This is a genomic window from Ignicoccus sp. (genome assembly GCF_056435145.1).
This window is the reverse complement of sequence record NZ_JBWNMZ010000001.1, coordinates 66174-91380: the sequence shown is the minus strand read 5'-3', so window position 1 is coordinate 91380 and position 25207 is coordinate 66174. Positions and strand designations below refer to the sequence as shown.

Genomic DNA, 25207 nt, shown 5'->3' with positions numbered 1-25207 from the left:
GAACCGAGGGGTGAGGACCTCTCTTCGCTGGCCGACCCCCCGTTAAAAGAGCTTAGAGCCTAACGGAGAGGACCTTGATATGCAGAAAGGCTTGTTTCAAAGTAGTAGACGATTTGGACCTAACGCCTCTAATTTCTTACTTATCCCAAGTTGCTGAGAAGAACGGGTGCGACGCGAAGCTGATCCTAAACGTTTCTAGGAAGACTTTGGTCTGCGAGGTTTGCTGCCTAAAGAGTAAAAAGTTGATTGATATGATCAAGGCTAGGTTTGCTGTAGTAAAGGGGTTGAATTTGAGCAATTGCTTGGGCCCCAAGGGACTCGTCGCGCCGTTTGGGTCGTGGCCCCTTTCGCAGAGCGTGTGTGTGGGCCTCGAGGCCTTTACTGGCTCTCCATTTTGCTTGGACGAAAAGAACTTGAGGAGACACGTGGTTATTGTGGGCTCCACCGGTAGCGGCAAGAGCACCACTGCTAAGAAGATATTCAAAGAGCTGAATTATAACAAGCTAGTCCTCGACTGGCACGGTGAATACAGAGGACTTGCAAAGAGAATAGAATGTGTTAGTCTGAACAAACTGAGGGGCTTAGGACAGCTAGAGCTGTTGGACGCCCTCGCCAACTCGCTCAAGTTGAGTGACGCACAATATTACTTACTTATGAAAGTGGTCCAGATGTTATACACCAAAGGAGGGGAGTTCGGTATAAGGGACATAATATTCTACTTGAAAAGCTTAGAGGAATTAAGCAGGTGGATAAGGGAAAGCAAATATTCTCTGCTAAGAAAGCTGGAGATGCTAACTGTTAGGGGGACGTGCAAATTCGAGGTGACCGACCTAGATACTTTAACTGAGAACGGTTTGATAATTGATCTAAGTGGGTACGTTACCGAGTACGCAAAGAAGTTCGTAGCCCACGTCGTTTTAGCCTACTTGTTCGCTAAGTCTAGGGGAGGACAGCTGAAGAGAACTTATGTCGTAGTCGAGGAAGCTCACAACGTAATTCCTAAGAGCTCTGAGGTGAGCGTAGCCGACAAGATATTCATGGAGGGCCGTAAGTACGGCCTTCACGTAATAGCCGTGACTCAATCCCCCCGTGCCTTGAGTGAGAACGTCATGAAGAATACTTACATAAAAATAATACATGGAATACGCGAAGTAGATGACGCCAAATATGTTGCCGAAAGCGTGGGGGACCCCGGTCTGTGGAAGGAAATAATATCACTCGACGTAGGGGAAGCTATCGTTGCTCAGAGGAAGCTGGCGCGAGTAATTATAAGTAAACTATAAGCAATACTTTGAGAACTCCTTGAAGTCTTCGTCCGACCAACGCGCGCACGGAAGTCTCTCGCATTTTAGCGCCCTTAACGCGCTCTCGAGGGCTTCCTCCAAGGGCTTGTCGCTTCTCACGCAGACAACCTTGTCTCCGTAAAGCCCTCTCAACATCTGTAAGTAAGACCCAACCAGTTCGGCTTCCAAGTTGGAGCATATCTTCTCTTTACAGTACCCCTTCTGTAGCATTCTAGAGATTAGAACTTTGGGCTTTGCTTGGAGGTATAAGACTTTCTTAGTAGTTTCTGGAGGGACAAAGTCTACTACCACGCCTTCTATTATGTAGCACCCTTTCAAATTCTTTACAAACTCTTCTAGACTGTCCATGTCAACTACGTACAAGGGTTTACCACACTCGTCATTTTCGACACTTACGTATAACTTATTTTTTATTACGATATCAGTAACGCTTAGTGACCTACAGCCAGTCACTTTAGATAATTCGTTGGCCACGGTAGTCTTTCCGGAACCCGGGACGCCCGCTATTAAAATAAACATAGACCCTCCCAAAGAGCTAGGCGTAGGGGTATAATGGCGAGGAAGTACGGCTGGGCGGCATGGAAAGGACACCTAGACAAGCTGGACGATTTGCTAAAAGAGGTTAGGGAGGCCGGCTTTGACTACGTCGAGTTCAGCTTAGACTACCCGCTTCCGTATAATGACGGCTTGGTTGCGGAGATAGTTAAAAAAATTAGGGACTTCGGACTAGAGGTGAGCTTTCATGCCCCTTGGAGAGGACTGGACGTAGCCACGCTTTGGCCGGAGGTGCGTGAGGCGTCAATAAACATAATAAAGAAGGCTATAAAGATGGCTTCAGATCTTGGCGTGGAGTACGTTGTTTATCACGTCACCACTCCGGAGAAACTCTTCCGGGACACAGTGGACGAGGTCTACCGGGCCGGGAAGGAGGCAGTTGCGGAACTCACTGAGTTCGCGCGTGAGATGTCCGTAGATACGGCCGTAGAAAACGTCGGAAACTTAGGAACCCCAGAGTTTTTTGGTATATTGAGGGATGAAACGAAGACGTTGTTCTGCTTTGATATCGCTCATGCAGTAACTACGTTTATGCAGAGGCACAAGTTGAAGTTAAACGACGTAGATGTTGACGACGTTATAGAGTTATGGAAAAACACTATAGGCGGTCGGACCTTGTGCGCTCACGTTCACGGGGTGGAGGCCCCTAGGAGGGAGCACAAGCCGCTGGGCTACCCCCTTACTAAGAGGGCAGCAGCAAAGGCTTACGTGACCTTAGGGGCGGAATACGTAACTTACGAGATCTATTACGTAGGTAAGGGAGAGGAAGCTACGCCCAAGGTCGTCGGAAAGGAGATGAAAGACGTCCGTTCGTGGGAACTCGTCTACGAAAAGGGGCGAGTGCCAGCTGCTTAGTTTCTATACTCTCCAAAAGATTACTGACGGACATTCCTAATCGAGTACCGGCAAACGCCTACGCACACGTATTCGCATAACCGCGTGACTCGTTATGATATAATAACTTCATACGGTTAGGCGCTATTGATCGCCGGTAGAGGTTTTGTGCTGTTAGCCAGCCGCAATGCATCAAAGTAGAAGAGCTGTGCAGTCCAAAGGTAGTGTAGTTCAAAGTAATAGGGCTAAAGTCTTATCGGTAGCTTCGGCAGCCTTATGCCCCTCTGTCCTTGATAATGACCTCTAGCCGAATAATCTATTAACACAGGCGAATCCGTCCTCAAGAACACCAAGTGGATGAACGGTACTCCGGGCTTCACCCTCACCGGGAACGAGCTGCCAATTACCTCTATTACTATCTCGCCCTTGAAACCCGCGTCCACTACCGTTGGCGGTATGTAAAGGCCCAGCCTTGCGAAGCTACTCTTGAGGTTTACCAAGCCCACCAGGTCTGCAGGCATTTCAACGTACTCGGCCGTGTGCAGCAAGACGTGTTCGTACGGCTCTATCACTATTCCTTCGTCGTCCATGAGGTCGACTTGGTAGTACTTGCTCAAGTCGTTCTCCTCAGTTACGTCCAATACCTCATTGACCTTCTTGAAGCGAGCGTACTGGCGGCCTATAGTCAAGTCCACGCCGTTCTCCCTTATCTGGTCTTCATCCAACGGCTCTATCTTTAGCAGCCCTCTTTTTAGGTAGCTCCTTATGCCGCCATCAGACAGGATCACGCGCTCCCCTTTGTGGCCCTAGAAGAGTCCTCAGTAATAACGCCGTCAGGACAGGAGTTCACTAATAAACATCTAAGTAGGAGGACCTCGAGGGCTTTCAAGAGTTGGAAGAGCACGAAGAAGCATTCGCCTTCGTGATAGAGAGCATAAGCAACGGAAAGATAAGAGAAAGGCTGATGAGTTGTTTGGAGAGGAAACACGAAGCTAAGGGCATCCTAGAGAGCATTATGGTTTCGAAGCGAGAGAAGTCACCAGTTATATGTGTCACCGGAAAGCACATAACCTCTCGCGGAATCTACGACAGATTCGTTTTAGTATTTCCTTATGAGGCTAAATTTATTGGCGATGAGGATTATGATGAGGAAGAACTCATGTTCTTTGAGTATCGTGGTAACGTGTACTTGGTGAGGATATTCTTGGAAAAGGATGGCGTGGAAAAACTCACTGTAGAACGCCTCTAAGCGGTGAGAGCGATCAGCGTTGTGGTCTCCCTGATCCCTTCCGTCTTCCTCACTTTATTGAGTATGTAGTCTTCTATTTTACTTAAACTGTCAGCCTCGAAGATCGCTATCACGTCGTAGGGACCTGTTACTATGTCTACTCTGCTTACGTATTCCAACCCCTTCAAAGCGTTGTAAACCTTCTCTTCCATACCCGACTCAGTTTTAATCAACAGGTAGACGCGTGCCAAGGAGCTCACCGCCACGAGATCAGTACGCGCAGAACATTTTTTGCCTTACCTCCTACTTCACGGCGACTCCCACGGCTTCCTTTAAGGAGCGGAACCCTTTGGAACTCATCCACCAGGCCATTCCGGCTAAGACCTCGGAAAACACCCCGAGCCCCTTGTCGGCCACCGCCGTGCCTATCTGAACCGCACTCGCCCCTGCCAATACAAGCTCTACTGCGTCCTTCCATTCGTACACTCCGCCGACGCCTACGATAGGGGCCTTGAGTTCTTTGTAAACTTCGTAGACAGCCCTTACTGCTATGGGATGAATCGCCTTACCCGAGAGCCCGCCTACTTTGTTCGACAAGACAGGTTCCATCATGTCGACATCTATTACCATAGCTCTTATTGTATTTATGAGTACTAAGCCCGAAGCTCCCGCATCTAGGGCTGCGCTCGCCGTTTCGACGAGTTTGTCTACAAGCCCGAGCTTCGCGAATACCGGAACGTTGACCGTAGTTGCCACGGCCTCAACAACCTTCCTAACCGCGCTTACGTCCATCCCTAATTCGAGGCCCAACCCCTTCGCGTGGGGGCAAGACAAGTTAAGTTCGAGGGCGCTGGCCCCAGCGTCCACAGAAGCCCACGCGGCTTCGGCGAACTCACGTTCATCCTTGCCAGCTATTGATACGACGACGGGTAAGTTGTACTTCTTTCCAACTTCAACTAATCCCTTCACCGCGGCTACTCCGGGATTGGCCAAGCCCACCGCGTTCACGAGGCCGCACGGGGTCGAGACCACTATAGGGGGTTCGTTGCCCTTCCGGTACTCTAAAGTAAGTGTTTTCGTAACCAAGGCCCCCACTTTTGCCTTCTTGGCCACGGCCTCCAAAGCTTCGGGGCTTCCGCCCAATATCCCGGAGGCCGGCATTAAAGGGAGCTTCAATTTCAAGCCGCCAACGTCGACGCTTAGGTCGAGCACTCCGTGGCCCCCGACGCACAGCCTTCTTAGGATTATATCGGGAAGTTCCGGACATTCGACGGGTAGTCGAGTTTGCAAAAAGGCGTCATTAATGTAGTCGAGGTCTTGGTTCTAATAATGATCTTTATAGCGGCGGCAGCGTTCTTGGCGTCGTTTTACATCTCGTCGGTAACTCACCAGTCGGAGAGAATAAGGGAAGAGAGCCAAAAGAACGTCTTCCTCGTAAACCCGCCCGCGAAAGTGGTGGGCACGATAGTTGTGAAAGACTACACGAGCAGCGAGAGTGAGAAAAACGAGTTAGACGACGCCGTACCCTTCGCTTGCTTAGAGGAGAGCGGGAGCGGCAAGAACTGGTGGCTCTCCAGCGTATATTTGATAAAGGGTTACGGAGGCAACGTTTTTAAGTCTATCTCCTTGTACGACGTCGTCGCTTCAGTTTCTGCGATATCAAACTTAGACGATGGAAGTAAGCAAAACTTTACCGACGCCGCCTTTGGAAGGATTAACACTCTCGTGGCCCTTTGCTATTTAAACAACACCTTACATGCCGTATACAAAGTAGACGTCAGCTGTGACGAAGACGTACTCAAAAATGCCGTAAACGACACGGCGAGGTGGTGCAAGAACGACGCAGACGATCAGACGAGTTGGAGGGTGGAGTACCTAAACCCGTTCCAATACTTGCCCAGCGGCGACGTGGGTGTGGTGGTCGGGCCAATTATACCCGGAGAAGTGGTCCAGCAAGGGGGAACCTTCAGTTTTAAGGTAAAGTTCTCGGAAAGCTACGAGCCCAACCCGGCGCTCCCTTACTCCTTGAAACAAGAGGGCGAGTTGACGTTCGATGACATAGTTTCGTGGATTAAGGAGGGCGGCGGGTCAGTGTCTGCCGTGGGGGTAATAGAGGCGCTCTGTGAGAGTTGTACCTTCGCCGTAGGTTAGGGCAACTTAACGAGCTTGTGGACTTGTGGTATTACTCTTACTTTCTTCTTTAGGTAGTCATCCTTTAGTACCTCTATTGTGAATTCGTGCGCGGTTTTGGAATAGTCTCCGCCCTCTTCCAGAGGCTGGAGCACCACCGGCCTTCGGACCTCTCCGAGTTCTTCGAGGAACTTCTTTACGCACGATAAGTCGGTCTTTCTCGCTACAACCTTCAGCTCCCCCGCAAACTCGTTCAGTATCTTCTTAACTGTCTGTGGAAAGTTGACGTAGTAGTCGCACGTTACCTTAGGACTGACGGTTATCCAGACGTCGAACCCTTCCAATGCGACCGGATAGATAGTACCGTTAGTCTCTATTTGTACGACCCCCTTGAATCCTCCCTTCTCGAGCTCCTTCAGGAAGTTCCTTATCTCCAGTTGCCACAGTAAGGGTTCGCCGCCGGTCACTACGGTGAGGTTGACGCCGCTTTCGAGGACCCTCTCGGCCACCTCATCTACAGGGACCTTTCGTCCGGGCAACCAAGAACGCTTCGTGTCGCACCAAGGGCAGCGCAAGTTACACCTGGCCAGTCTCACGAAGTAGGCTGGCGTTCCTACTAAGCTGCCCTCGCCTTGGATGGACAAAAATTCCTCAATTACTTCAAATTCCAATCTCAAAGCCCGGCTTTTGCCTTTATCTGTTCTACTTCTTTAATTATTTCCTCTACCAAGTCCTTGGCGGCGCCAGGGTCTATTATGGCGGCCGCCGCGGCTTGTACTTCTATGCCAGCGGCCTCTCCGAGCTTCTTCTTGCTGGGCACGTATACGTAAGGTATCTTTTTCTCTTCACAGAGTAACGGTAGGTGCGCCACTATTTCTGGAGGATCCACGTCTTCTGCGATAAGTACTAGTTTTGCAAGACCCTTGTCGACAGCCTTGGTGGTCTCGTTGGTGCCCTTCTTTATTTTCCCACCGCTCTCTCTCGCCTTCCTCAAGGCTTCGTAAGCCTTCTCGGCCAGCTCGGGGGGTACCTCAAATCTGACGTAGAACGGCTTGCTCATCCTCATCTACCCCTCGTCGTGAGGGCGCAAGGGAGGGAGGTTAAAAAAGAGTGAAGGACAGCGATGTGTGCCGATGAAGAGTAAGCTGAGCGCTGAACGGTGATCTGAGGTCGGGCTCTGAGGCTTCGGGCCCCGTAGGGTCGTCCTCACGCCCTCTCGTCGGCACCCGGAGCCACCTCATCAGCCTCTGTGGAGTCTGAGCGTAGGCGGGGGGACGTGGCCTTTCAACCTTATGAAATCGTTAGGACGCAAGTCCTCCACCGGGAGCACGACGCCCCTCCCCAAGAGGCCGCCCAGTTCTATTACGTCCCCCGGCTTCGCTCCTGGGACGGGTAGCAAGCGTACGCCTAGCGGTTTGCTATTTATGACGCCTATCGTTAGTTGGTCGAGGGTAATGGACGCTAGGGTCTCAGGCGTTACTAGCGGGATCGGTACCATGTCCAGTCCGGCCGAGCAGACGGACGTGTACGCAATCAACTTGTACAAGTCCAAAGTCCCTCTTTGAGCGGCCTCAACCATCCCGGAGTCTTCGCTTAAGGGGATGAATAGTCCAGAGAACCCGCCGAAGCGCGAGACTGCCATTGCACCTCCCTTCTTCAGCGCTTCGACCAACAGCGCCAGCGCCGCCAGAGTCCCCGGGGCACCGAAAGAGGGAACGCCCATCGCTTCCACGACCTTCGCTACGCTGTCCCCCATCTTGGGGGTCGGTGCCAAACTCAAGTCCACAGAACCCATCTCAACCCCTAACTTCTCGGCCACTTTCCTGCCAGCGAACTCTCCTAGCCTAGCTATTTTGAAGGCCGCTTTTTTCAACACCTCGTAGAGCTCTCTAAAGCTGTTGACCCTAGACCTCCTCACTACAGCCTCCATGACGCCCGGGCCGGAGATGGCCACGTTGACCTCCGCCTCAGGCCTCCCCTTGCCGTGGTGGGCTCCCGGCATAAAGGGTACGTCCCCCGGCAAGTTCACGGAGACCAAAAACTTGGCGTTACCAATACCTTTGGTCCTCATTGATAGTTCTGTTAGAGCCTCGCTGACCTCGTATACTGCCTCTACGTTTAGACCGCTCCAAGTATCACCGACGTTCAGGAATCCGAAGAGTCTTTCGGTCTCTGACAAGACTTCTGGCAAAACTTTGATAAACGCCTTAGTTCTCGAATTCAGCCCCACTTCGGCGAAGGCGCCGAGGCCGCCCAGGGCGTCCACTCCAGTTCTGGCCGCAGCCTTGTCCAGCTCCTTAGCTAGCTCAACCAGCTCGTCCTCATCATCAACTATCTCAACGAGTGGGGTTAGTGCCATCCTTACGGTCACTATTGGTATTCCGTGCTCTTCGCTGACTTCCCTAACTGCGTGCACCAGCTCGGACCCCATGTTTTCGACTATTTCTACTACCTCTTCCTTCTCTTTTCTCGAAACGTCTAACGAGAGGGTAACTGCCCTCACGTCGAGGTTCAAATAGTGGAGCATCTCAGTTACTTCAGCTATCTCTTCAGGCCGGAACTTCAACCTTCCTACACCTCTTCCGCCGCTTCTCGGACCGAATCTCCATAGCTTTTACTATCCACTCCCGGGGCACCCGTTCGAAAGGACACCCCTCGAGCGCGGTCACCCAGAGGGGCTTGGGCGGTATCTCGATGTCAGCAAAGTAGGCGACCTCAACGCTTTCCAGCTCTTTAGCTGAGAGTTCCAGGGCTTTTGAGATCTGTTTCGTACCGAAGTAATATAATAGGACCTCCACTGGGAAATAGCTAGAAATGGTACATCCCTTTGAGAAGTCGTCGTAAGCCAAGGCCGCAGCGGCCCTAAGCCTTACTGGGTCTGTACCGTAGGCGTGTCTAGGCCTCTCCGGCACTTCGGCCATGCCCCAGAATATCAAGCTCGACCCCCAACGTCCTCTCGAGGGCTCCCTTAACGCTGGGGTCTTCCCTGAGCGTCTCTAAGGCGTCCCACGGAAACACTATCCAGCCCTCGCTCTCCCTAACCCAGAAGTCGACTTCACTTTTACATTGGGGCTTCTTGTATAGGACGGCTACGATTGTCGACCCAGGAGAGTAGGCCTCGAGGAACCTCTTAGCCACCTTTAAGGTCTCGCCAGTGTCGCACACGTCGTCCACTAAGAGGACCCTCCGGTCCGTCACGTCGCCGATTAGGGGGAGTAAGACCACGGGCTTGCCCCTCTTTCCTATTCCCTTATAGCTTTTGATTCTCATGACATACAGTTCTAGGCCCAGCGCGTCCGCTATGATGTGTGCCGGAACGTAGCCGCCTCGCAGAAGGCCTACTACGATGTCAACAGAGCCTCTGACCGTATTTGCCAACTGCAAGCTCATCTGTTGTACGTCCTTCCAGCTCACGATCTCATACACGTTTGGATAACCTCCGGGAGCCTCGGAAGGAAGAGGGGTTTGTACCCTACCCCTGACCCTCCGAGTCATCGCCCGGTGCACCGGCCTCCCCGGAGTTCTCTTTGGTAGGGCGGTCCCTTACCTCGGAACTTCGAGATCCCTTAAAACTATTCGAGGAGCCTTTCGTAGGCTTCTACGCCGTCGTTTACTAGTATTACCTTGAAGCCCGCTATATCTATATCGAACTTTATGCTCAACGATTCGTTAGGTTTCAGCTCCTTTTTTACAAGGACCGTCTCCTCCCCCCTCTTCCTCGATACTTTGCCGTCGGGAGTGTTAACGGTATAATAATAGAGCACGTCGAGCCTTTCGATGAAGACTGGCTTATCTGAGGAGTTCATGATGACGGCTTTGTTTCCGTTCACGTATGCCTCTAGGGGACCCAAGACGGTCTTCAAGACCCAACTCCGCTCCAGACCCTCCGCTTTCAACACCTCTTATGAGACTTCTCCCCGAACTCACTTGAGAGAAGAGTCATCACCGCTTCAGGAGACCGTCGTTCGATCATCGTTCAAACCTCACTTCAGCATTAGCGAGTGCTCTCTCTTTATCTCAAACCTGACGCCGTCTACGAGCTTTCCTAATTTGTTGGCAAGAAACTTCATTATATCGTTAGTGACCTCGTAGTTCCTCAGCCCATAAGTCAGTTCGTATTCTATCCAGTCGTTGCCGACGCCTCTAATTTTTATCTTTGGCTCAGCGACGCTGAACTTCTTGGTGTAAATTACAGCGTCTCTCAACATCTCTTCAATCGTGTTAAAGTCCTTTACACCGTAGAACTTAACGGTCAATGTGAAGGGTAAGGAACGACTCGGGATCCTCACCAACTCCATTGCGACTAAGCTGTTAGGCACTCTCACGGTTTCCTCGTATTCCCCCCTGAGCTCAACAAAGAATGGGGTTATCCTCTTTATCCAGCCCCTCACCCCTCTCGTCAAGATAACGAAATTGCCCACGTTTGCTATCTTGGTCGACGTAATTATATAGTAATGCACGACGGATCTTATTACGTCCCAGAAGAGGAATGGAGTCACAATGAGTAAGGCTGAAAGTAAGAACGCCAGAGCTTGGGGAGACAAGTAGCCCACGAGGTCGCCTACGGTTAGCATCACCACGAAGATGTAGTCAAGTATGTGTGTTACGTCCTTAGCGCTCGTGGGGCTCATTATTCTTCTCTTGACTAGGTCTTTGACTATTTTAGCCTTTAAGATTATATAAGCTATTGTGAGTAGCGCAGAGTATGGTAAGAGTACGTACAGTGATAGCTCCACGTCTTTCACCTCAAGGCGTTTTCGATGTCTTCCTCTCGTCCCACCGGGGCCAGCAAGATAAGGATGTAGCCCGGTTCCAACGTTAACTCCTCTTCCGGCTCTACGAACTGCTCCCCGTTGAAAACTGCTAATATTAACACGTCTTTAGGTAAAATTTCCTTTATCTCGCCTATCTTCATTCCTACGCTGCTATCCCCCGAGGTGATTTCTATCGAATATATCCCGTACTTACCGCTCAGGACTTTTGTTAGTTCCACTATTCCATACTTGCCCTCGATATAACTTATTACCAGTTTGGCAGACACTATTGGCGACGGGAAGCTCACGTCCGCGAGTCCCAACATCTCTATAAGTTCAGAAGCTTTGGCCGTTCTAGTTACGACTACCACGTTACCCACCCCGTATTCCTTAGCTACGGCGGCCACGAACAAGTTGACTTCGTCTCTGTCGGTGGAGGCGATAACCACGTCGAAGCTCCCCAGCTCCAGCTCTTCGTAGAGGCTGGGGTCAGTTGCGTCCCTGTTGATTACCATTACATCGGCCTCCCTGGCCAAAGCTTGACACTTCTCGCTGTTAACGTCTACGGCAACTACGTCATACCCTTTCAAGCTCAAGTCGGTAGCAACGCGCCGTCCCAACTCGCCTATACCCACGACGAGTATCTTCAAGGAGCATCACCTCATCGCGACCTCTAGAGCTATGAGGGTTGACCAAGCTACGTACACGTAAGGTAACATGACCTTATCGGGATGTATTATTGATATCGCCGCCATTACTAAGTAGCTAATTAAAGCCAGAGGTATCCACTCCATTAGGTTCAGTTTCAACAGAGCAGTTGAGAAGACCAGATGTGCTCCGGTGGCGTACGCGAGTACGAACGGTCTTTCTCTCTTCACCTTGGTCTTTAGTAATCTCCAGAACACTGTTGAAAGCGAGTACATGAACGCGTAGTCTAGCAGCAGCATTTCGCTCCAATGCGCCAAAACTCTTTGCCCTGCCGGGGATTCCGAGAGAACTAAATGAGCTTCTGCTGCACGCCGACGGATATCCTCGTTGGCTTGCCCCTCGCGGGGAGCGCTACGTTATAAATAATCAAACGACCTAGGTTGACATAGCTCACCCTTCCGTAGTGCGCGTGTCCGTGGATTGCGAGCTTGACGCCCTCTTCTAGGAGGACCTTCTCGAGCCTTGGGTCCCCCAAGTAGGGCCAGATGCTCCTCTTCTCCCCCACTAAGGTCTTCCAAGTAGGGGCATAATGGCTTAAGTAGATTATTGTCGGACATTCCTTCTTGGCCTCCATTATTAACATCTTGAGGACCTCCGGCTTCCTAGAATACTCTTCCTCTATGTTGGGTAAGTGTTTCCTCTGCCAAGAAGTGGGTCTCAGTAGAGACCCCCGGGAGCCTACGACGCTTACGCAAGAACCGTCTAGGTCTACCACTATATACTCATCATCTAGCCAGCGCACTTCCGGATAAGTTCTCCTAAATTCTTCCTCTTTCTCCCGGTGTTCCTCGTTTCCGAACACTGACAAGAGGATTTCAGATTTTGACTTTGCGAACTCTATGACCGGTCGCAAGTTTTCTACTCTCGATTTCTCCACTAAGTCTCCTGCCATCAAAGTCAGCTGGTAGTTGCCGTCCGCTTTCAATAGATGAAGGTACTTCGGGGAGTGAACGTCTGAAAACGCGAGCGCTAACAAGTGGTTCCCTGTCTGGGGTTTACGGTAAAGGAACTTAGGTGTGATCCCTTACATTTGAACGTTCTTCCGAGAAGCCGGAGAGGTGGTCGAAACTGAGCAGTAAGGGTAGGCGTAAGAGGAGCAGTAAGGTCAAAAGGAGGCAGTGGGACCCAGCCAAGTTCGCGGAAGACGTGGCGCCTCTGATAGCCTCCGCCTTGGGTTTGGATTCTTTAGGCTTGTCCGAGGATGAGTATGTAGAGCTCTTGCGCGACATAATAATAGGCTTGGTAGGGGACAGGGTGACCAAGCCGAAGCCAGAGAACGTAATAAAAAACATAAGGAGAAACGAAAGCAAAATTATGTCAATAATAGCTTTCAAGCTGCTGGAAATAATCCCGGAAAATAAGCTAACGCCCGAGCAATACGAGTTCGTGGCGGCGAACATAGGCCCCTTGGTGATACCGGTCGCTCAGCGCTTGTACAAAGAGGCTGAGAGGCTGGGGTTGGACGTCAGCCCCCTCCAAGGGGCTTGGGAGGAGGGTTGGAGGCTGCGGGGCGACCCCGGGCCCGTAGGATATTGTCCTAACTGCGGGTTTAGGGCGGTGGCCCCGGACGGGAGTTGCATGGTCTGCGGAAAGGTGCTAAACGACGAGGAACTAAAGGAGGCAGTAGAGTTCAACGAAAAGTTTAGAGAGTTCTTAGAGACGGCCTCATGTAGCGAACTCAAGGAGGCGTTCAAGAGAGGGAGCCTCTATGTCTCTCATGCCTCTGTGTCACTCAACCCCTTGACGAAGTGGGACGTGGAGGTGCTGTTGAGTAAGGAGGAGAGGGAGGCACTGAGGACCTCTATTTCTCGGCGCTGCCAGCCCCCCTAAACCTCTCTAGTCTATCCTCGTCCACTTTGCCCTTAAACACCACCACTACCCTGACCACGTCCGACCCCGTGCTCAAAGACACCTCGTTCAAATAGGCCCTTTGCTTGTCGAACCTTAAGTACAGTTTGCTTCCTTCAGTCCTCAAGTTCATTTCCCGTTTTAATATCTGGTACTCGACATCGTCCATCTTGCGGATTATATTTTTAAAAGCCATTTGGGCCTTTTTCCCCTTAATCACTATCTTTACATATGTGATAGGATTTCCATGATGGCCCTTGGACTTTAACATCTCTATGTCTTTTATCTCATCGGCACTTAGTCCTAACAAATTAAAAACGGACTCCATAACTTTCTCTGGGTCCTCCGTCGCGTGTATTATAACCGTCGCTTCCATCCTCTCTATCATCTCAAGCCCACCAAAATTAAAGCAGCGGCGCCTATAGGGCCTATCTCGCCCTCGAGGCCTTTGGGGTAGACCGCCTTCCCTTTAGATGCTTCCAGCTTGGTGAGTCCGGGCTCGCTGGCACCCACCACGACCAGCGTTATGCCCTCTGCCTCCACCCGCTCAACTTCCTCCCCGTAATCCCTCGAGACAGTGTAAACTCTCTGCGGCTTCAGCAGCTCCAATGCGTCGTCTATATCTGGGAAGACGAAAAACGCCTTGTCGAGTTTGTACGCTAGCTTGCTCACTTCCGGCACGCCTATTTGCGCCGCGGCGCCCGAAGGCTTTGTGACCACGAGGCCGCCCACGGGTTCGCCGAACCCGAAGGCGAGTTTAGCCAAGTCCTCCAAGCGTTGGACGCTCGTGGGGGCGTGCGCGACAACGAATACCTTCTTCAAGGTTCTCTGGACCAGCATCCCGAAGGGACTTAAATTCTAACGCTGTTCCCGCCCTTTAGGAGGTCTTCGACGAACTCCCTCAAATCGCCGTATGCCTTAGCACTCACACTATTCGATATTTCCTTGGCCCTCTTTCCAACTACTACAGCCTCGTCCGCTTTCTTTAACATATTAATATCGTTGTAACCGTCTCCAACAGCTAGTATGAAGTCGAACCAAGGGCGAAGCTTCTCTATTACTTCTTCTTTTTCCTTGAAGACTGGCAACACGCCAACTATCGTATCGTTGTGGTAGATGAGCTTCTGAGACACGTAGTCGTCCACGCCTAAGGCGTGGGCCACGGGGGCCACGAACTCTTCGAAACCCCCAGAAACAATCATCGTCACGTACCGTCTCCTCTTTAGTTCAGAAACCAGAGTTACCGCCTCCGGCCTTATCTTCCCTATGGCTTTCTTCGCAACCTCTTCGACCACCTCTTTAGGAGTCCCTAATATAAGCCTCACTCTGTCGAGAAAACTCTCGTACCACCCCGGCCCCCTCAGCCCTTTCTCTAAGAGCAGCTTGAGTTTTTTGTTACCCTTGATCTCGGCCATTTCCTCCCAGAACTCGAAGTCTATTAATGTCCCCTCTAAGTCGAGGAGTGCTAGCTTCTTCAATCGCGCGACCCTGAGGGGTTCTGGTGTTCCCGATATACCTCTTTGGTCACGCTCGTGTCTCTTACAGCTCACTCATAAAGCTACACTAGGCAGTTTATTATCCTCCTCAGTTCTCGCTTCGATCCCGGGTAGCATGCCGCAAAGGTTTCGCCTTGCCCCTCGAGCGGACAAGATAATTAAAGAGATAAAGTTCGGAATACTCTCGCCGGACGAAATAAGGAAGATGGCTGTAGTCGCCGTTGTAACCGACCAAGCGTATGATGAGGCCGGCATGCCAGTCGAAGGAGGTATAATGGATCCGCGTATGGGAGTTACCAGCCCCGGTCAGAGGTGCCCCACGTGCGGCAACACGCTTCACGACTGTCCCGGCCACTTCGGATATATAGAGTTGGTAAAGCCTGTCATACATTACGAGTTCGTACCCCACATTTACGATGCCCTTCGTGCCACATGTAGGGTTTGTGGCAGGGTAAAGCTTCCCGACGAGGAAATAGATAAGTTCTTGCGATTGTATGAAAAGCTGGAAAACAAGTGGCCTCTGTTGGCTAAGAGGGTAACGGCATTCGTCAGGAAGAAGGCGGCCAAGGTCATGGAGTGTCCCCACTGCGGTGCTAAGCAGTACAAGATCAAGCTCGAGAAACCTTACAGCTTCATTGAGGAGAGGATACCCAGGCTCCACTACTTGAATCCCGAGGAGGTGAGGAACAGGCTTGAGAACATACCAGATAACGACGCCAAGGTTCTCGGCTTCGACCCTAAGGAGGCCAGGCCGGAGTGGACAGTCCTAACAGTGCTGCCCGTGCCGCCCGTCACCGTCAGGCCCTCGATCGTGCTCGAAACTGGAATGAGGTCCGAAGACGACCTGACTCACAAGCTGGCAGACATAGTTAGGACGAATAACAAATTGAGAGAAAACATAGAGAGCGGCGCGTCCGAGGCAATGATAGAGAACTTATGGGGACTGTTACAGTATCACGTAGCCACGTTCTTCGACAACGAGATCCCCGGCATCCCGCCCGCTAAGCACAGATCCGGCAAGCCCTTGAGGACCTTGGCTCAGAGGCTAAAGGGCAAGGAGGGCAGGTTCCGTTCCAACCTCTCGGGCAAGAGGGTCGACTTCTCTGCGAGAACCGTCATTAGCCCCGACCCCAACATATCCATAAACGAGGTCGGGGTCCCGATAGAGGTAGCCAAGACTCTGACTGTCCCAGTCAAGGTAACGCCGTGGAATATAGAAGAGATGAGGAAGCTGGTCATCAATGGTCCTAACAAGTGGCCCGGTGCTAACTACGTGATATTAAAGGACGGACGCAGAATAGACTTGAGGTACGCCAAGGACCGCAAAATAATAGCGGAGAGCTTACAGCCGGGGTGCACCGTCGAGAGACACTTGCAAGACGGGGACGTGGTGCTGTTCAACAGGCAGCCGTCCCTCCACAGGATGAGCATAATGGCTCACCTAGTTAGAGTACTGCCCGGTAAGACCTTCCGCCTCTGTCCTCTTGTCTGCCCTCCTTACAACGCAGACTTCGACGGCGACGAGATGAACTTACACGTGCCACAGAGCGAAGAAGCGAGGGCGGAAGCGCTAGAACTGATGTTGGTCGAGAAACACATACTGAGCCCCAGATACGGCGGCCCGATAATTGGGGGTCTCCAAGACTACATCTCTGGAGCATACTTGTTAACTACGGTCGCCACGCTGTTGGACAGAAGCGACGTGCAAGAACTCTTGGGAGTGACCGGCTACGAAGGGGAGCTCCCGGAGCCCGCGGTCTTGAGTCCCAAGACCGTGTGGACCGGCAAACAACTGTTCTCAGTGTTCTTGCCTAAGGACTTTAACTACTCCGGGAAGGCTAACATATCTACCGGCGAGCTCAAGTGCGACGATGAGTACTGCTTCTACGACTCGTTCGTAGTAGTTAGGGACGGCGAGCTAGTTGAAGGGGTGTTGGACAAGAAGTCCATAGGCCACGAACAGCCCAAGAGCTTGATGCACTGGATAGTCTACGAGTACGGTCCAGAGAAGGGTAGAGAGATATATGACAGGGCGTTTAAGATGTTCTTGAGGTTCATAGAGAAGAGGGGCTTTACTACAAGGTATGACGACGTGAGGCTACCTCCTGAAGCCAAAAAGGAGATAGAGGAGGTATTGAAGGAGGCCTACGAGGAGGTCGAGAAACTAATAGAGGACTTTAAGAACGGGTTGTTGGAACCCTTGCCGGGAAGGACCCCGGAGGAGACGTTAGAGCTAATGATAATGGACGTGTTGGCCAAGGCTAGGGACAAGGCCGGCGAGATCGCAGCCAAGTACTTGAGCCCGCTAAACAATGCCGTAATAATGGCTAAGGCCGGTGCGAGGGGGAACATACTGAACTTAACGCAGATGGCGGCGCTGCTCGGCCAGCAATCGGTCAGAGGAGAGAGGATCAAGAGAGGCTACCGCAAGAGGACCTTACCCCACTTCGAGTGGGGCGACATAAGTCCCGACGCCAGAGGGTTCGTGAAGCATTCGTTCTACGAGGGCTTGACCCCAACAGAGGTGTTCTTCCACGCGGCAGGAGGGAGGGAAGGCTTGGTTGACACGGCCGTTAGGACGAGCCAGTCCGGCTACATGCAGAGGAGGTTGATAAATGCCTTACAGGACTTGAAGGTCGATTATGACGGCACAGTGAAGGACGCTTGGGGTGCGCTATATCAAAGCGTCTACGGAGACGACGGCGTAGACCCGACGAAGAGCGCGCATGGGGAGTCCGTCGACGTTAAACACGTCATTGAAAAAGTTACGAAGGTGAGACTATGAGCGGAGCGGCGGCCAAGCTCGAATATGCGTTCAAGCTTATAGACGAGTGGGAGAGGAGGCTGTACGAAGAATACAACATAAAGTCTAAGCCGAAGTTCATTGACGATTTGAGGAGGAACGTTGAGAAGTTAATAGATGTAAAGCCAGAGGTCAGCGAGGAAGAGCTGAAGAAAGTAGTGGACCTGACGTTTAGATACTTCTTGAGGGCCCAAGTGGAGCCCGGAGAGGCCGTAGGCACGGTGGCCGCCCAGTCCATAGGCGAGCCCTCCACACAAATGACGCTGAGGACGTTCCACTATGCAGGCGTAAAGGAGTTAAACGTTACTCTGGGCCTCCCCAGGCTAATAGAGATAGTTGACGCGCGTCGCACCCCCAGCACCCCCACCATGACTATCTACTTAGACGAAGATTACAGACACGATAAAGAGAAGGCACTCGAGGTAGCTAGAAAGATAGAAATGACTAAGGTAGAGAATGTGGCTTCCAGCGTTGAGATTGATTGGTTCGAGACCGCCATAATACTTCGTCTGGATCCAGAGATGATGGAAGACAAAGGAATAACGAGAGACGACGTCATTAAAGCGATAAACAGGTTAAGGATAAAAGGAAAGGCCGAACCCGACCCCGACGACGAGTATGCCGTTATCGTGAAGCTCGACCCCGAGGCATATACCTCCATAGGCGAGTTGCAGAAGGTGAGAGACAAAGTCTTGTCGGCAAAGATCAAGGGCATTAAAGGGATAAACAGGGTGATCGTCCAGCAGAGAGAAGACGAGTACGTCCTAATCGCCGACGGTTCTAACTTAGCGCAAGTGTTAGAGGTGGACGGCGTCGACCCTACGAGGACGATAAGTGACAGCATTAAGGAGATAGAGGAGGTGTTGGGTATAGAGGCAGCCAGACAAGCTATAATCAACGAGATACTCGACGTGCTGGAGGATCAAGGTCTGGACGTGGACAGGAGACACGTAATGCTGCTGGCCGACGCGATGACGTGGAGCGGCGAGGTCAGGCAAGTGGGGAGGCACGGCATAGCCGGCACCAAGCCCAGCGTCCTAGCTAGGGCGGCTTTCGAGGTTACTGTGAAGCAGCTAGTGGACGCGGCCGTGGAGGGGGAGGTGGACGAACTGAAGGGGGTTACCGAGAACATAATAATCGGTCAGCCGATACCGTTGGGCACCGGAATGGTGTTATTGGCGATGAATCCGCAAGAGTTCGTAAGGAGAGTTAAAAAGAGTAGTGAAGAGCGTCAAGGGGGTGAATGACCGTGACTGCGATAGAGGCCGAGTTGAAGACTGCCTTGAGAACCGGGAAGGTAGTCTTGGGGGCTAAACAAACTATAAGGCTATTGAAGACCGGGAAGGCGAAAGCAGCAATAGTCTCTGCCGGAGCCCCGCCGATAGTTAGGAGAGACATACTATACTACGCCAAGCTTAGTAACATACCAGTGTACATATATCCGGGGAGCAGTAAGGATTTAGGCACTCTATGCGCAAAACCCTTTGTAGTGAGTGCGCTCGCGGTCTTGGATGAAGGCGATTCTAAAATAGTGGATGCAATAAAAGCTGAGAGCAGGGTTGAGTGAGATGCCGGAGATAGTCCTTACCCCGGAGGAGTTTAGGTACATGCAAACATTCGCCACCTTGACTGGCGTAACGCCCGTCGACTGTATAGTGGATCCCACCTTCGATAGAATAATCTTCTTGGTGAAACCAGAGGACGTGGGGAGGGCGATAGGCAAGAGAGGCTTTATGGTTAGGAAACTGAAAGAGATCTTAAAGAAGCAGATAGAGATAGTCCCCTACAGCGACAACATAGAGGAGATGGTGAAGAACAGCTTGGCCCCCGCCAGAGTGGTGGGCGTTAGGGTGAGTAAGACATCAAAAGGGAAGGTCGTATATGCCAGGGTAAACCCTAAGGATAAGGGAGTAGCCATTGGTAGGGAGGGTCGTAACGTCGCCAAGGCCCGTTTAATCCTTAAAAGACACTTCGATGTGGACTCGCTCGTGGTGGTCTGAGGGGTGATGCGCGGTGCCAGGTAAGAAGGCCCCCAACGGGCTGTTCGCCGCCAGGAAGCTGGAGAGGAAGAGGCTTAAGTTCAGATGGAGTCAAAGGGAATTTAAGAGGAGGATGTTGAAGCTCAAGGAGAAGTACGACCCATTGGAAGGAGCCCCGATGGCGCGAGGAATAGTCCTCGAAAAGGTCGGCGTGGAAGCGCGTAAGCCCAACTCAGCAGTGAGGAAGTGCGTTAGGGTGCAGTTAGTCAAGAACGGGAAAGTTGTGACGGCCTTCGTCCCCGGGGACGGCGGCCTCAACGTTATATCCGAGCACGACGAAGTGGTCATAGTCGGCATAGGCGGTCCCAGAGGGAGGTCGATGGGTGACATCCCGGGAGTCAGGTACAAAGTCGTGCTTGTGAACGGAGTGTCCTTAGATGCAATACTCAGGGGCAAAAAACAGAAGCCCGTTAGGTGAAGGGGTTCAGTACTATCAGTCTTCGTAGTCCCCAGCCTCCCCGTACTCTCCCTCCAACAGTTTTTCGTCGACGTATATGGGCTTGTCCGTCACTAAAGCCAAGTATATAGCGTGACTAGGTATCATAGGTATTGATAACTTTACCGAGCCTAGGTTCAAGAACAGTTTCGCCGTATAAAGGCCGCTGTCCTCGTCTATCTCGTCTATCACTACCTTCTCTATCACATTCTTGAAGTTCTCTATCACGTTTTCGAAGTACGGTAATATATCGAAGAGCGAGTTCCTCGTGCTCCGGGGGACGTGGTTGAAGCCCTCTTTCAAGTTCTTGATAGCGTACACTACCTCTATTGGAACGTAGTACAAGCGGAAGGTTCTCGAGTCCTCTAGCCTACAAACTATAACTGTGATTGGCGTTAAGTGGGCGCTTTGGTACACCTCTTCTATCCTAGCGTCGACGTCGACGACCCTAACTAGCCTGCCCTCCAAGCGGCTTTCACCCTCCGTCTGCCTCGGTGTTGGACTCAAAGCCTTAAAACGTGGGAGCGCGAAGCGATGACGGGTCACGAAGGCATGGAGAGGGAAACTATAAGTCCCTTGGAGCCTAAGCTGTTCGGCAAGTGGGACTACGATGGCGTAGAAATAAGGGACCCCAGCCTTAAGAAGTACATATGCTTGAAGCCCGTGTGGACCCCGTACACCGCGGGCAGACACGAGAAGAGGAGGTTTGGAAAGGCCGAGGTCCCTATAGTGGAGAGATTGATAAACAAGCTCATGAGGCCTGGGAAGAACATGGGTAAGAAGGCCAAGCTTTACAGCGTGGTAGAGAGGGCCTTCGACCTGATATACTTGATGACGGGTCAGAACCCCTTACAAGTGCTCGTGAGAGCCATAGAGAACTCAGCTCCAAGGGAGGAAACTACGAGGATAATGTACGGCGGTATAGTCTACCACGTGGCCGTGGACGTGAGCCCTCAGAGGAGGGTAGACTTGGCCCTGAGGTTCTTGACGGAAGGCGCCAGGATGAAGGCGTTCAAGAGCCAGAAGCCGTTAGAGGAGACCTTAGCAGAGGAGATAGTCGCTGCGGCTAACGACGATCCTAAGAGCTACGCCATACAGAAGAAGGAAGAAATTGAGAGGATAGCTCTATCCTCGCGCTGACCTTCGATCCTCCTTTCCTTCTCCAGCTATTTATTCCGCGCGGGCGACTACACTGTGACGGGTGACCAGTGCTGACTGCGGACTTCGACGACATCCTCGACGACGTCTTTGAACGTGTGACGAGCTCAAGGATATTCAAGAACAGGGACGTGCTGCTGCCCGATTACTTACCTAACAAGCTTCCCCACAGGGAAGAGCAGATAAGGAAGGTAGCCAGCGTCCTCGCACAAGCGCTTAAGGGTTACAAGCCCAATAACTTGTTCATATACGGCCTTACGGGCACCGGTAAGACGGCTGTCGTAAAGCTCGTCGTTAAGAAACTTAGTGAAAAGGCCGTCGAGAAGGGGGTTAAGTTGAAAATAACTTTCATCAACACCAAGAGGGACGACACACCTTACAGAGTGTTGGCGAGGATGTTGGAGGATATAGGAATAAGGGTACCCCCCACGGGAGTGGCGACGGCCGAACTCTACTCGAGGTTTAAGAAGTTCTTGGACAAAAAGGGAACTTTAATGATACTAGTGTTGGACGAGATAGACTACCACGTGAAGAAGTACGGTGACGACTTGCTCTATAAGTTAACCAGAATAAACGAGGAGCTCCAGAGGTCCAAGATGTCGTTAGTGGGTATAACTAATGACGTGAACTTCACTAGTTGGCTCGATCCAAGGGTGAAGTCTTCCCTAGGTGAGGAGGAGCTCGTGTTCCCCCCTTACACAGCCGAGCAGTTGAGGGACATATTGAAGGATAGGGCGGAGATGGCGTTCGTGGAAGGTGTGCTCGGAGAAGGCGTGATCGAGCTTTGTGCTGCGTTGGCTGCGAGGGAGAACGGGGACGCGAGGAAGGCTCTCGACCTATTGAGGATCTCCGGCGAAATAGCGGAGAGGAGCGGGTCCTCGAAGGTTACCGTGGAACACGTCAAGAGGGCTTGGGAGCAGATGGAGAAGGACCGAGTGGTGGAGATAGTGAAGAGCTTGCCGTTGCACAGTAAGTTAATACTTTATTCTATACTCCTCTTGACCAAGGACGGGAGGACCACCTATACTGGCGAAGTCTACCGCAAGTACAAGGAGCTAACTGCCGAGCTCGGGATAGAGACCTTGACGCTGAGGAGGGTCGGAGACCTCATCTCCGAGTTAGACATGTTGGGCCTCATCTCAACCGAGATCGTGAGTAGGGGAAGGAGGGGCCTCACCCGGGTAATAAGCTTGGAGAGCGATCCCGAGGCTATAAGAAAGGGGCTGCTCGTAGACCCCACGGTGGCGGAGGTCGCCGGTTAGCTTCGACGACGGTCGTCCCTCCGCGGTCTGTCCGGTCGTCGCGCTCCAGACCGCCCTCTGGCCCCCCGAGGTCGTGAGGCTTCAAGTGCACGCCTTCAAGAAGGACCCGGGCGACGTGACTGGAGCGCTATCGCCCTTGGCCGAGGGCGACGTTGTTATAATAGATAGCATAACTATCTGTGGCCTGGGTTACGTCGACCCCTCGAAGTTCGAGAGAGCTATAGTGGTGAGCAAGTTCGTGCCGCGCGTGATCAAGGCCGTGCCTGTGGCCAAGAGGCTTTATGGCGACGACCGTTTCGAGGAAGTCGTGAAAGAGTACTTGAAGAGGGTCAAGTGCTTCAAGAGAGGTCCTTACAGGCTCTGCGTCGCACCTTACGGGATGGACCACCGAGATGCCTTGAGGTTGGTTGAGGAGAGGAGCGTAAGGAGGGGGATGCCGGAAGAGGTGATCTTAGCTCACGAGCTCGCCTCCGCCGCGGGCCTCTGGCTCACACGAGCCCCTTCTCGACGAGGAAGTTAGACAAGTACTCACTCACGTCTATCACTTTAGTTATTGTAGGATAGTCGCTCGCTAGCGTATTAGCTGTTATGACCCTCTCCACGCCGGCCTCTCGGAGCTTGCTCTCCGCGTCACCTATCATTAGCGCGTGCGCGACGAGCGCGAGGACCCTCTTGGCCCCGGCCTTCTTGAGGTTTTTGGCTGCCAGCGCGAGTGTGGAACCCGTGGAAACCATGTCGTCCACTATTATCACAGTCTTGCCCTCTGCGCTTATTTCCTTAGGTCTTATGGTCACTTCGCCCGTCACCCTGTCCCTCTGCTTCTCCAAGTAATCCCAAGGGGCCTTTAGGACGGAGGCGACGCTTTTGGCCCTCGCCGTCGCTCCCCTGTCCGGGGCCAGCACCAGCGGGTCCTCTACTTGGTCCTTTACCTTTTCGGCTAGGTAGGGTAGGACGCTCACGTTGAAAGCGCCCCCGCCGAACTCGCTCAAGGAATACTCCTTGTGTATGTCAACAACGATCAAGTAGTCCAAGTCCATGTTGGAGAGCGTCCTGAGTAAAGTCTTTATAGAGACGGGCTCCCCCTCCCTAAACCTCCTGTCTTGCCTCGCGTAGGGCATATATGGCATGAGTAAGGTAACGCTCTCCGCGCCCAAGTCCTTGAGGGTGTCTATGGTCAGTAGGGCCTCTATGATCCTGTCGTTCTGGTTCGGAAAGCCCGTATGTACGACCAACACGTCCTCTCCCGAGACCGGTATCGGTATGCGCACGTAGCTCTCTCCGTCAGGGAACTTCTTCCTCTCTATGAAGTGTGTCTCCGCGTTTAAGGATGACACCAAACCGTCGCACAACCCCTTAGGCGGGGTTAGGCATAGCACCTTACCCACTGCCGTCTCCCGAGATCTGAGACGAGGGGGAGCCTATAGAGAAATAGGGAAGCGAAGCAAACAAACCACGTCGCCGAAGGGCCTCAGCCTCTCCCAAGCTTCGGTGCCCCTCGGCACTATTATCACGTCTGCTCCCTTCTTCTCGGCTAACTCCACCAGCGCTACGGCACTCTCCCCTAGGTCGGGGGAGTGCAAGAGGTCGTCCGATATTACGAGGACCTTTACCGCGTTAGCTTGGGCGGCCGTAGCACAGTCGTCGATCCCGTAGAGCGCGTAACCGTCGCCCTTAGCCACGTGCTTTATGAACTCCTCGAGGGCCTCCAGAGCCCTAATGCTCTCCAACTCCTTCGCGACGCCCCTCAAGGAACCCTTCCTTATGGCCTCCAAGACGCCCGCCCTCCCTCCAGAGGAAGCACTGTCCACCTTGACTTTGAAGCCATACTCGGACAAGCGTGGAGCTAGCTTGTCCTTCAAGAAACCTGGACCCACCACCACCACGTGGTCGAGGTTTCTAGACTTCAGTTCCTCCGAAACTCTCTTAGCCAGCTCGTTTATCCTCCTCTCGGTTGCGGCCTCGCGCCCCTCGTCGTCTTTCCCCGGGAGCCGGAGGGACCCCTCGAATACCCACTCTATCCCTTGTCCCCTAACTACGGCCAAGGAATACTCGTCGTAGTCTACGGCGAGGACCGGAACTTGCGGCTTCCTTTCCTCCCCCTTTTTCAGCCTATCCAACAGCTGGGCTAGCCCCCTCTCCCTGATTATTGTGATCTCCTTTCCCGGGTAGACCTTTATGGCGTGGTGGGAGCCTATTAGGCCGAACTTGTCTGGACCCTCTACGACCACTCCTTTAACCCTCAAGACGTTGCTGAACGCTTGGAACTCCGAGCCCGTGACCTTTATTGTGAGCGTCATAGGTATCTTTTCTTTGCCGGAGCTCCCCGCGACGCTCCTAGCAGTCCTCGCCCTGAGTAAGTCTCCTGGCCGCAAGGCGCTGTGCAAGATCCATATGTCCTCCTCGTCTTCCACTCTTACCTTGACCTCTCCTTTGGACTCGTTGACCTCTAGGACTCGCACCTTGGGCCCCGAAGGGGCTTCTGGGGAGAGTTAATTCGTTGGGGGAGGGGGGGTGCTGCGTTTGGGTCAGTGGTTAAGGTCTTTGGTGGGGCCGCCGCCGGGATTTGAACCCGGGACCTCGGGATCTCCGCGGCCTCAGCCGGGCCTCCACAGTCCCGCGCTCTAACCAGCTGAGCTACGGCGGCCAGCTTCC

Annotated in this window: 33 protein-coding genes and 1 tRNA gene; 13 read left to right on the top strand and 21 right to left on the bottom strand. The window is 52.5% G+C overall.

The window, feature by feature from the left end:
• Window positions 1-74 precede the first annotated feature (74 nt).
• Window positions 75-1283, top strand: a complete 1209-nt coding sequence (locus AC1HCZ_RS00600; protein WP_479461604.1) for an ATP-binding protein — start codon at window positions 75-77, stop codon at window positions 1281-1283.
• Here AC1HCZ_RS00600 and AC1HCZ_RS00595 read toward each other — a convergent pair.
• Window positions 1278-1823, bottom strand: coding sequence for an adenylate kinase family protein (locus AC1HCZ_RS00595; protein ID WP_479461603.1), 546 nt, complete (start codon window positions 1821-1823; stop codon window positions 1278-1280). The two genes, AC1HCZ_RS00600 and AC1HCZ_RS00595, sit on opposite strands and share 6 nt — an antisense overlap.
• Window positions 1824-1856: 33 nt before the next feature.
• Between AC1HCZ_RS00595 and AC1HCZ_RS00590 the strand changes: the two genes are divergently transcribed.
• Window positions 1857-2714: a sugar phosphate isomerase/epimerase family protein gene (locus tag AC1HCZ_RS00590; RefSeq protein WP_479461602.1), complete on the top strand. Its 858-nt coding sequence runs from the start codon at window positions 1857-1859 to the stop codon at window positions 2712-2714.
• A 224-nt stretch (window positions 2715-2938) separates the two neighbouring features.
• Here AC1HCZ_RS00590 and dcd read toward each other — a convergent pair whose 3' ends face one another.
• On the bottom strand, window positions 2939-3481 hold the full coding sequence (dcd, locus tag AC1HCZ_RS00585) for a dCTP deaminase (protein WP_479461601.1): 543 nt from the start codon (window positions 3479-3481) through the stop codon (window positions 2939-2941).
• 104 nt (window positions 3482-3585) lie between these two features.
• Between dcd and AC1HCZ_RS00580 the strand changes: the two genes are divergently transcribed.
• Window positions 3586-3942, top strand: a complete 357-nt coding sequence (locus AC1HCZ_RS00580; RefSeq protein ID WP_479461600.1) for a hypothetical protein — start codon at window positions 3586-3588, stop codon at window positions 3940-3942.
• Here the strand turns inward: AC1HCZ_RS00580 and AC1HCZ_RS00575 are convergent.
• Both AC1HCZ_RS00575 and pyrD read right to left on the bottom strand, forming a co-directional pair.
• Window positions 3939-4172: an Lrp/AsnC ligand binding domain-containing protein gene (locus AC1HCZ_RS00575; protein WP_479461599.1), complete on the bottom strand. Its 234-nt coding sequence runs from the start codon at window positions 4170-4172 to the stop codon at window positions 3939-3941. The genes AC1HCZ_RS00580 and AC1HCZ_RS00575 overlap by 4 nt on opposite strands.
• Window positions 4173-4224: 52 nt before the next feature.
• On the bottom strand, window positions 4225-5211 hold the full coding sequence (gene pyrD / locus AC1HCZ_RS00570) for a dihydroorotate dehydrogenase PyrD (protein WP_479461598.1): 987 nt from the start codon (window positions 5209-5211) through the stop codon (window positions 4225-4227).
• Here pyrD and AC1HCZ_RS00565 point away from each other — a divergent pair.
• Window positions 5206-6072, top strand: coding sequence for a hypothetical protein (locus AC1HCZ_RS00565; RefSeq protein WP_479461597.1), 867 nt, complete (start codon window positions 5206-5208; stop codon window positions 6070-6072). The two genes, pyrD and AC1HCZ_RS00565, sit on opposite strands and share 6 nt — an antisense overlap.
• Here the strand turns inward: AC1HCZ_RS00565 and AC1HCZ_RS00560 are convergent.
• From AC1HCZ_RS00560 to AC1HCZ_RS00515, 10 genes are all read right to left on the bottom strand, one after another.
• Window positions 6069-6728 carry a 7-carboxy-7-deazaguanine synthase QueE gene (locus tag AC1HCZ_RS00560; protein ID WP_479461596.1) on the bottom strand — a complete coding sequence of 220 codons (660 nt, stop codon included), beginning with the start codon at window positions 6726-6728 and terminating at the stop codon, window positions 6069-6071. The two genes, AC1HCZ_RS00565 and AC1HCZ_RS00560, sit on opposite strands and share 4 nt — an antisense overlap.
• Window positions 6725-7111, bottom strand: a complete 387-nt coding sequence (gene rpl7ae, locus AC1HCZ_RS00555; protein ID WP_011998266.1) for a 50S ribosomal protein L7Ae — start codon at window positions 7109-7111, stop codon at window positions 6725-6727. Before rpl7ae ends, AC1HCZ_RS00560 begins: the two co-directional genes overlap by 4 nt.
• 180 nt (window positions 7112-7291) lie before the next feature.
• The gene (locus AC1HCZ_RS00550) at window positions 7292-8617 is read right to left on the bottom strand and encodes a DUF711 family protein (protein WP_479461595.1); all 1326 of its coding nucleotides are present in this window, start codon (window positions 8615-8617) and stop codon (window positions 7292-7294) included.
• Complete coding sequence (locus AC1HCZ_RS00545; protein WP_479461594.1) at window positions 8601-8987, bottom strand: hypothetical protein; 387 nt, start codon at window positions 8985-8987, stop codon at window positions 8601-8603. Before AC1HCZ_RS00545 ends, AC1HCZ_RS00550 begins: the two co-directional genes overlap by 17 nt.
• The gene (locus AC1HCZ_RS00540) at window positions 8947-9477 is read right to left on the bottom strand and encodes a phosphoribosyltransferase (protein ID WP_479461593.1); all 531 of its coding nucleotides are present in this window, start codon (window positions 9475-9477) and stop codon (window positions 8947-8949) included. Before AC1HCZ_RS00540 ends, AC1HCZ_RS00545 begins: the two co-directional genes overlap by 41 nt.
• 146 nt (window positions 9478-9623) lie before the next feature.
• Window positions 9624-9914 (bottom strand): hypothetical protein, encoded by a 291-nt coding sequence (locus AC1HCZ_RS00535; protein WP_479461592.1) that lies wholly within the window; start codon window positions 9912-9914, stop codon window positions 9624-9626.
• A gap of 120 nt (window positions 9915-10034) precedes the next feature.
• Window positions 10035-10787 (bottom strand): hypothetical protein, encoded by a 753-nt coding sequence (locus AC1HCZ_RS00530; RefSeq protein ID WP_479461591.1) that lies wholly within the window; start codon window positions 10785-10787, stop codon window positions 10035-10037.
• A gap of 5 nt (window positions 10788-10792) precedes the next feature.
• Window positions 10793-11455: a potassium channel family protein gene (locus AC1HCZ_RS00525; protein WP_479461590.1), complete on the bottom strand. Its 663-nt coding sequence runs from the start codon at window positions 11453-11455 to the stop codon at window positions 10793-10795.
• A gap of 6 nt (window positions 11456-11461) precedes the next feature.
• The gene (locus AC1HCZ_RS00520; protein ID WP_479461589.1) at window positions 11462-11770 is read right to left on the bottom strand and encodes a hypothetical protein; all 309 of its coding nucleotides are present in this window, start codon (window positions 11768-11770) and stop codon (window positions 11462-11464) included.
• Window positions 11771-11802: 32 nt separating this feature from the next.
• Window positions 11803-12489, bottom strand: a complete 687-nt coding sequence (locus AC1HCZ_RS00515) for a metallophosphoesterase family protein (protein WP_479461588.1) — start codon at window positions 12487-12489, stop codon at window positions 11803-11805.
• A gap of 170 nt (window positions 12490-12659) precedes the next feature.
• Between AC1HCZ_RS00515 and AC1HCZ_RS00510 the strand changes: the two genes are divergently transcribed.
• Complete coding sequence (locus tag AC1HCZ_RS00510; protein ID WP_479461587.1) at window positions 12660-13343, top strand: hypothetical protein; 684 nt, start codon at window positions 12660-12662, stop codon at window positions 13341-13343.
• On the opposite strand, the gene AC1HCZ_RS00505 is transcribed toward AC1HCZ_RS00510, so the two are convergent.
• From AC1HCZ_RS00505 to AC1HCZ_RS00495, 3 genes are read right to left on the bottom strand one after another with little or no spacing between them, the layout of a single operon-like run.
• On the bottom strand, window positions 13315-13749 hold the full coding sequence (locus AC1HCZ_RS00505; protein ID WP_479461586.1) for an RNA-binding domain-containing protein: 435 nt from the start codon (window positions 13747-13749) through the stop codon (window positions 13315-13317). The genes AC1HCZ_RS00510 and AC1HCZ_RS00505 overlap by 29 nt on opposite strands.
• Entirely contained in the window at window positions 13746-14201 is a 456-nt protein-coding gene (locus AC1HCZ_RS00500; protein WP_479461585.1) for a RecB-family nuclease, read from the bottom strand. Before AC1HCZ_RS00500 ends, AC1HCZ_RS00505 begins: the two co-directional genes overlap by 4 nt.
• Before the next feature lie 11 nt (window positions 14202-14212).
• Complete coding sequence (locus AC1HCZ_RS00495; RefSeq protein ID WP_479461584.1) at window positions 14213-14839, bottom strand: HAD family hydrolase; 627 nt, start codon at window positions 14837-14839, stop codon at window positions 14213-14215.
• Window positions 14840-14972: 133 nt separating this feature from the next.
• On the opposite strand from AC1HCZ_RS00495, the gene AC1HCZ_RS00490 reads away from it, so the two are divergent.
• The 5 genes from AC1HCZ_RS00490 to AC1HCZ_RS00470 are packed head-to-tail and all read left to right on the top strand — an operon-like array spanning window position 14973 to window position 20117.
• Complete coding sequence (locus tag AC1HCZ_RS00490) at window positions 14973-17642, top strand: DNA-directed RNA polymerase subunit A' (RefSeq protein ID WP_479461583.1); 2670 nt, start codon at window positions 14973-14975, stop codon at window positions 17640-17642.
• Window positions 17639-18907: a DNA-directed RNA polymerase subunit A'' gene (gene rpoA2, locus AC1HCZ_RS00485; protein WP_479461582.1), complete on the top strand. Its 1269-nt coding sequence runs from the start codon at window positions 17639-17641 to the stop codon at window positions 18905-18907. Before AC1HCZ_RS00490 ends, rpoA2 begins: the two co-directional genes overlap by 4 nt.
• Complete coding sequence (locus AC1HCZ_RS00480) at window positions 18904-19227, top strand: 50S ribosomal protein L30e (RefSeq protein ID WP_479461581.1); 324 nt, start codon at window positions 18904-18906, stop codon at window positions 19225-19227. The genes rpoA2 and AC1HCZ_RS00480 overlap by 4 nt, the downstream gene beginning before the upstream one ends.
• A gap of 1 nt (window position 19228) precedes the next feature.
• Window positions 19229-19660, top strand: coding sequence for a NusA-like transcription termination signal-binding factor (locus AC1HCZ_RS00475; RefSeq protein ID WP_479461580.1), 432 nt, complete (start codon window positions 19229-19231; stop codon window positions 19658-19660).
• Between the two features lie 13 nt (window positions 19661-19673).
• Window positions 19674-20117, top strand: a complete 444-nt coding sequence (locus AC1HCZ_RS00470; protein ID WP_479461579.1) for a 30S ribosomal protein S12 — start codon at window positions 19674-19676, stop codon at window positions 20115-20117.
• Window positions 20118-20132: 15 nt separating this feature from the next.
• On the opposite strand, the gene AC1HCZ_RS00465 is transcribed toward AC1HCZ_RS00470, so the two are convergent.
• A complete protein-coding gene (locus AC1HCZ_RS00465) occupies window positions 20133-20603 on the bottom strand; it encodes a bifunctional nuclease family protein (RefSeq protein WP_479461578.1) in 471 nt (156 codons plus the stop codon).
• Window positions 20604-20669: 66 nt separating this feature from the next.
• Between AC1HCZ_RS00465 and AC1HCZ_RS00460 the strand changes: the two genes are divergently transcribed.
• From AC1HCZ_RS00460 to AC1HCZ_RS00450, 3 genes are all read left to right on the top strand, one after another.
• Window positions 20670-21275 carry a 30S ribosomal protein S7 gene (locus tag AC1HCZ_RS00460; protein ID WP_479461577.1) on the top strand — a complete coding sequence of 202 codons (606 nt, stop codon included), beginning with the start codon at window positions 20670-20672 and terminating at the stop codon, window positions 21273-21275.
• Between the two features lie 68 nt (window positions 21276-21343).
• Window positions 21344-22555 (top strand): ORC1-type DNA replication protein, encoded by a 1212-nt coding sequence (locus AC1HCZ_RS00455; protein ID WP_479461576.1) that lies wholly within the window; start codon window positions 21344-21346, stop codon window positions 22553-22555.
• Between the two features lie 73 nt (window positions 22556-22628).
• Entirely contained in the window at window positions 22629-23075 is a 447-nt protein-coding gene (locus AC1HCZ_RS00450) for an endonuclease V (protein ID WP_479461575.1), read from the top strand.
• Here AC1HCZ_RS00450 and prs read toward each other — a convergent pair.
• From prs to AC1HCZ_RS00435, 3 genes are all read right to left on the bottom strand, one after another.
• The gene (gene prs / locus AC1HCZ_RS00445; protein WP_479461574.1) at window positions 23044-23940 is read right to left on the bottom strand and encodes a ribose-phosphate diphosphokinase; all 897 of its coding nucleotides are present in this window, start codon (window positions 23938-23940) and stop codon (window positions 23044-23046) included. The two genes, AC1HCZ_RS00450 and prs, sit on opposite strands and share 32 nt — an antisense overlap.
• Window positions 23941-23973: 33 nt before the next feature.
• Entirely contained in the window at window positions 23974-25014 is a 1041-nt protein-coding gene (locus tag AC1HCZ_RS00440; protein WP_479461573.1) for a pelota family protein, read from the bottom strand.
• 86 nt (window positions 25015-25100) lie between these two features.
• Window positions 25101-25199 (bottom strand) — tRNA-His (locus AC1HCZ_RS00435).
• Window positions 25200-25207 lie beyond the last annotated feature (8 nt).

Coding starts and splice junctions, on each gene's coding strand:
- AC1HCZ_RS00590 (WP_479461602.1), top strand. CDS start 1,857: ATGGCGAGGAAGTACGGCTGGGCGGCATGGAAAGGACACCTAGACAAG.
- rpoA2 (WP_479461582.1), top strand. CDS start 17,639: ATGAGCGGAGCGGCGGCCAAGCTCGAATATGCGTTCAAGCTTATAGAC.
- AC1HCZ_RS00475 (WP_479461580.1), top strand. CDS start 19,229: ATGCCGGAGATAGTCCTTACCCCGGAGGAGTTTAGGTACATGCAAACA.
- AC1HCZ_RS00500 (WP_479461585.1), bottom strand. CDS start 14,201: ATGCTGGTCCAGAGAACCTTGAAGAAGGTATTCGTTGTCGCGCACGCC.
- AC1HCZ_RS00505 (WP_479461586.1), bottom strand. CDS start 13,749: ATGATAGAGAGGATGGAAGCGACGGTTATAATACACGCGACGGAGGAC.
- AC1HCZ_RS00460 (WP_479461577.1), top strand. CDS start 20,670: ATGACGGGTCACGAAGGCATGGAGAGGGAAACTATAAGTCCCTTGGAG.
- rpl7ae (WP_011998266.1), bottom strand. CDS start 7,111: ATGAGCAAGCCGTTCTACGTCAGATTTGAGGTACCCCCCGAGCTGGCC.
- AC1HCZ_RS00480 (WP_479461581.1), top strand. CDS start 18,904: ATGACCGTGACTGCGATAGAGGCCGAGTTGAAGACTGCCTTGAGAACC.
- AC1HCZ_RS00490 (WP_479461583.1), top strand. CDS start 14,973: ATGCCGCAAAGGTTTCGCCTTGCCCCTCGAGCGGACAAGATAATTAAA.
- AC1HCZ_RS00595 (WP_479461603.1), bottom strand. CDS start 1,823: ATGTTTATTTTAATAGCGGGCGTCCCGGGTTCCGGAAAGACTACCGTG.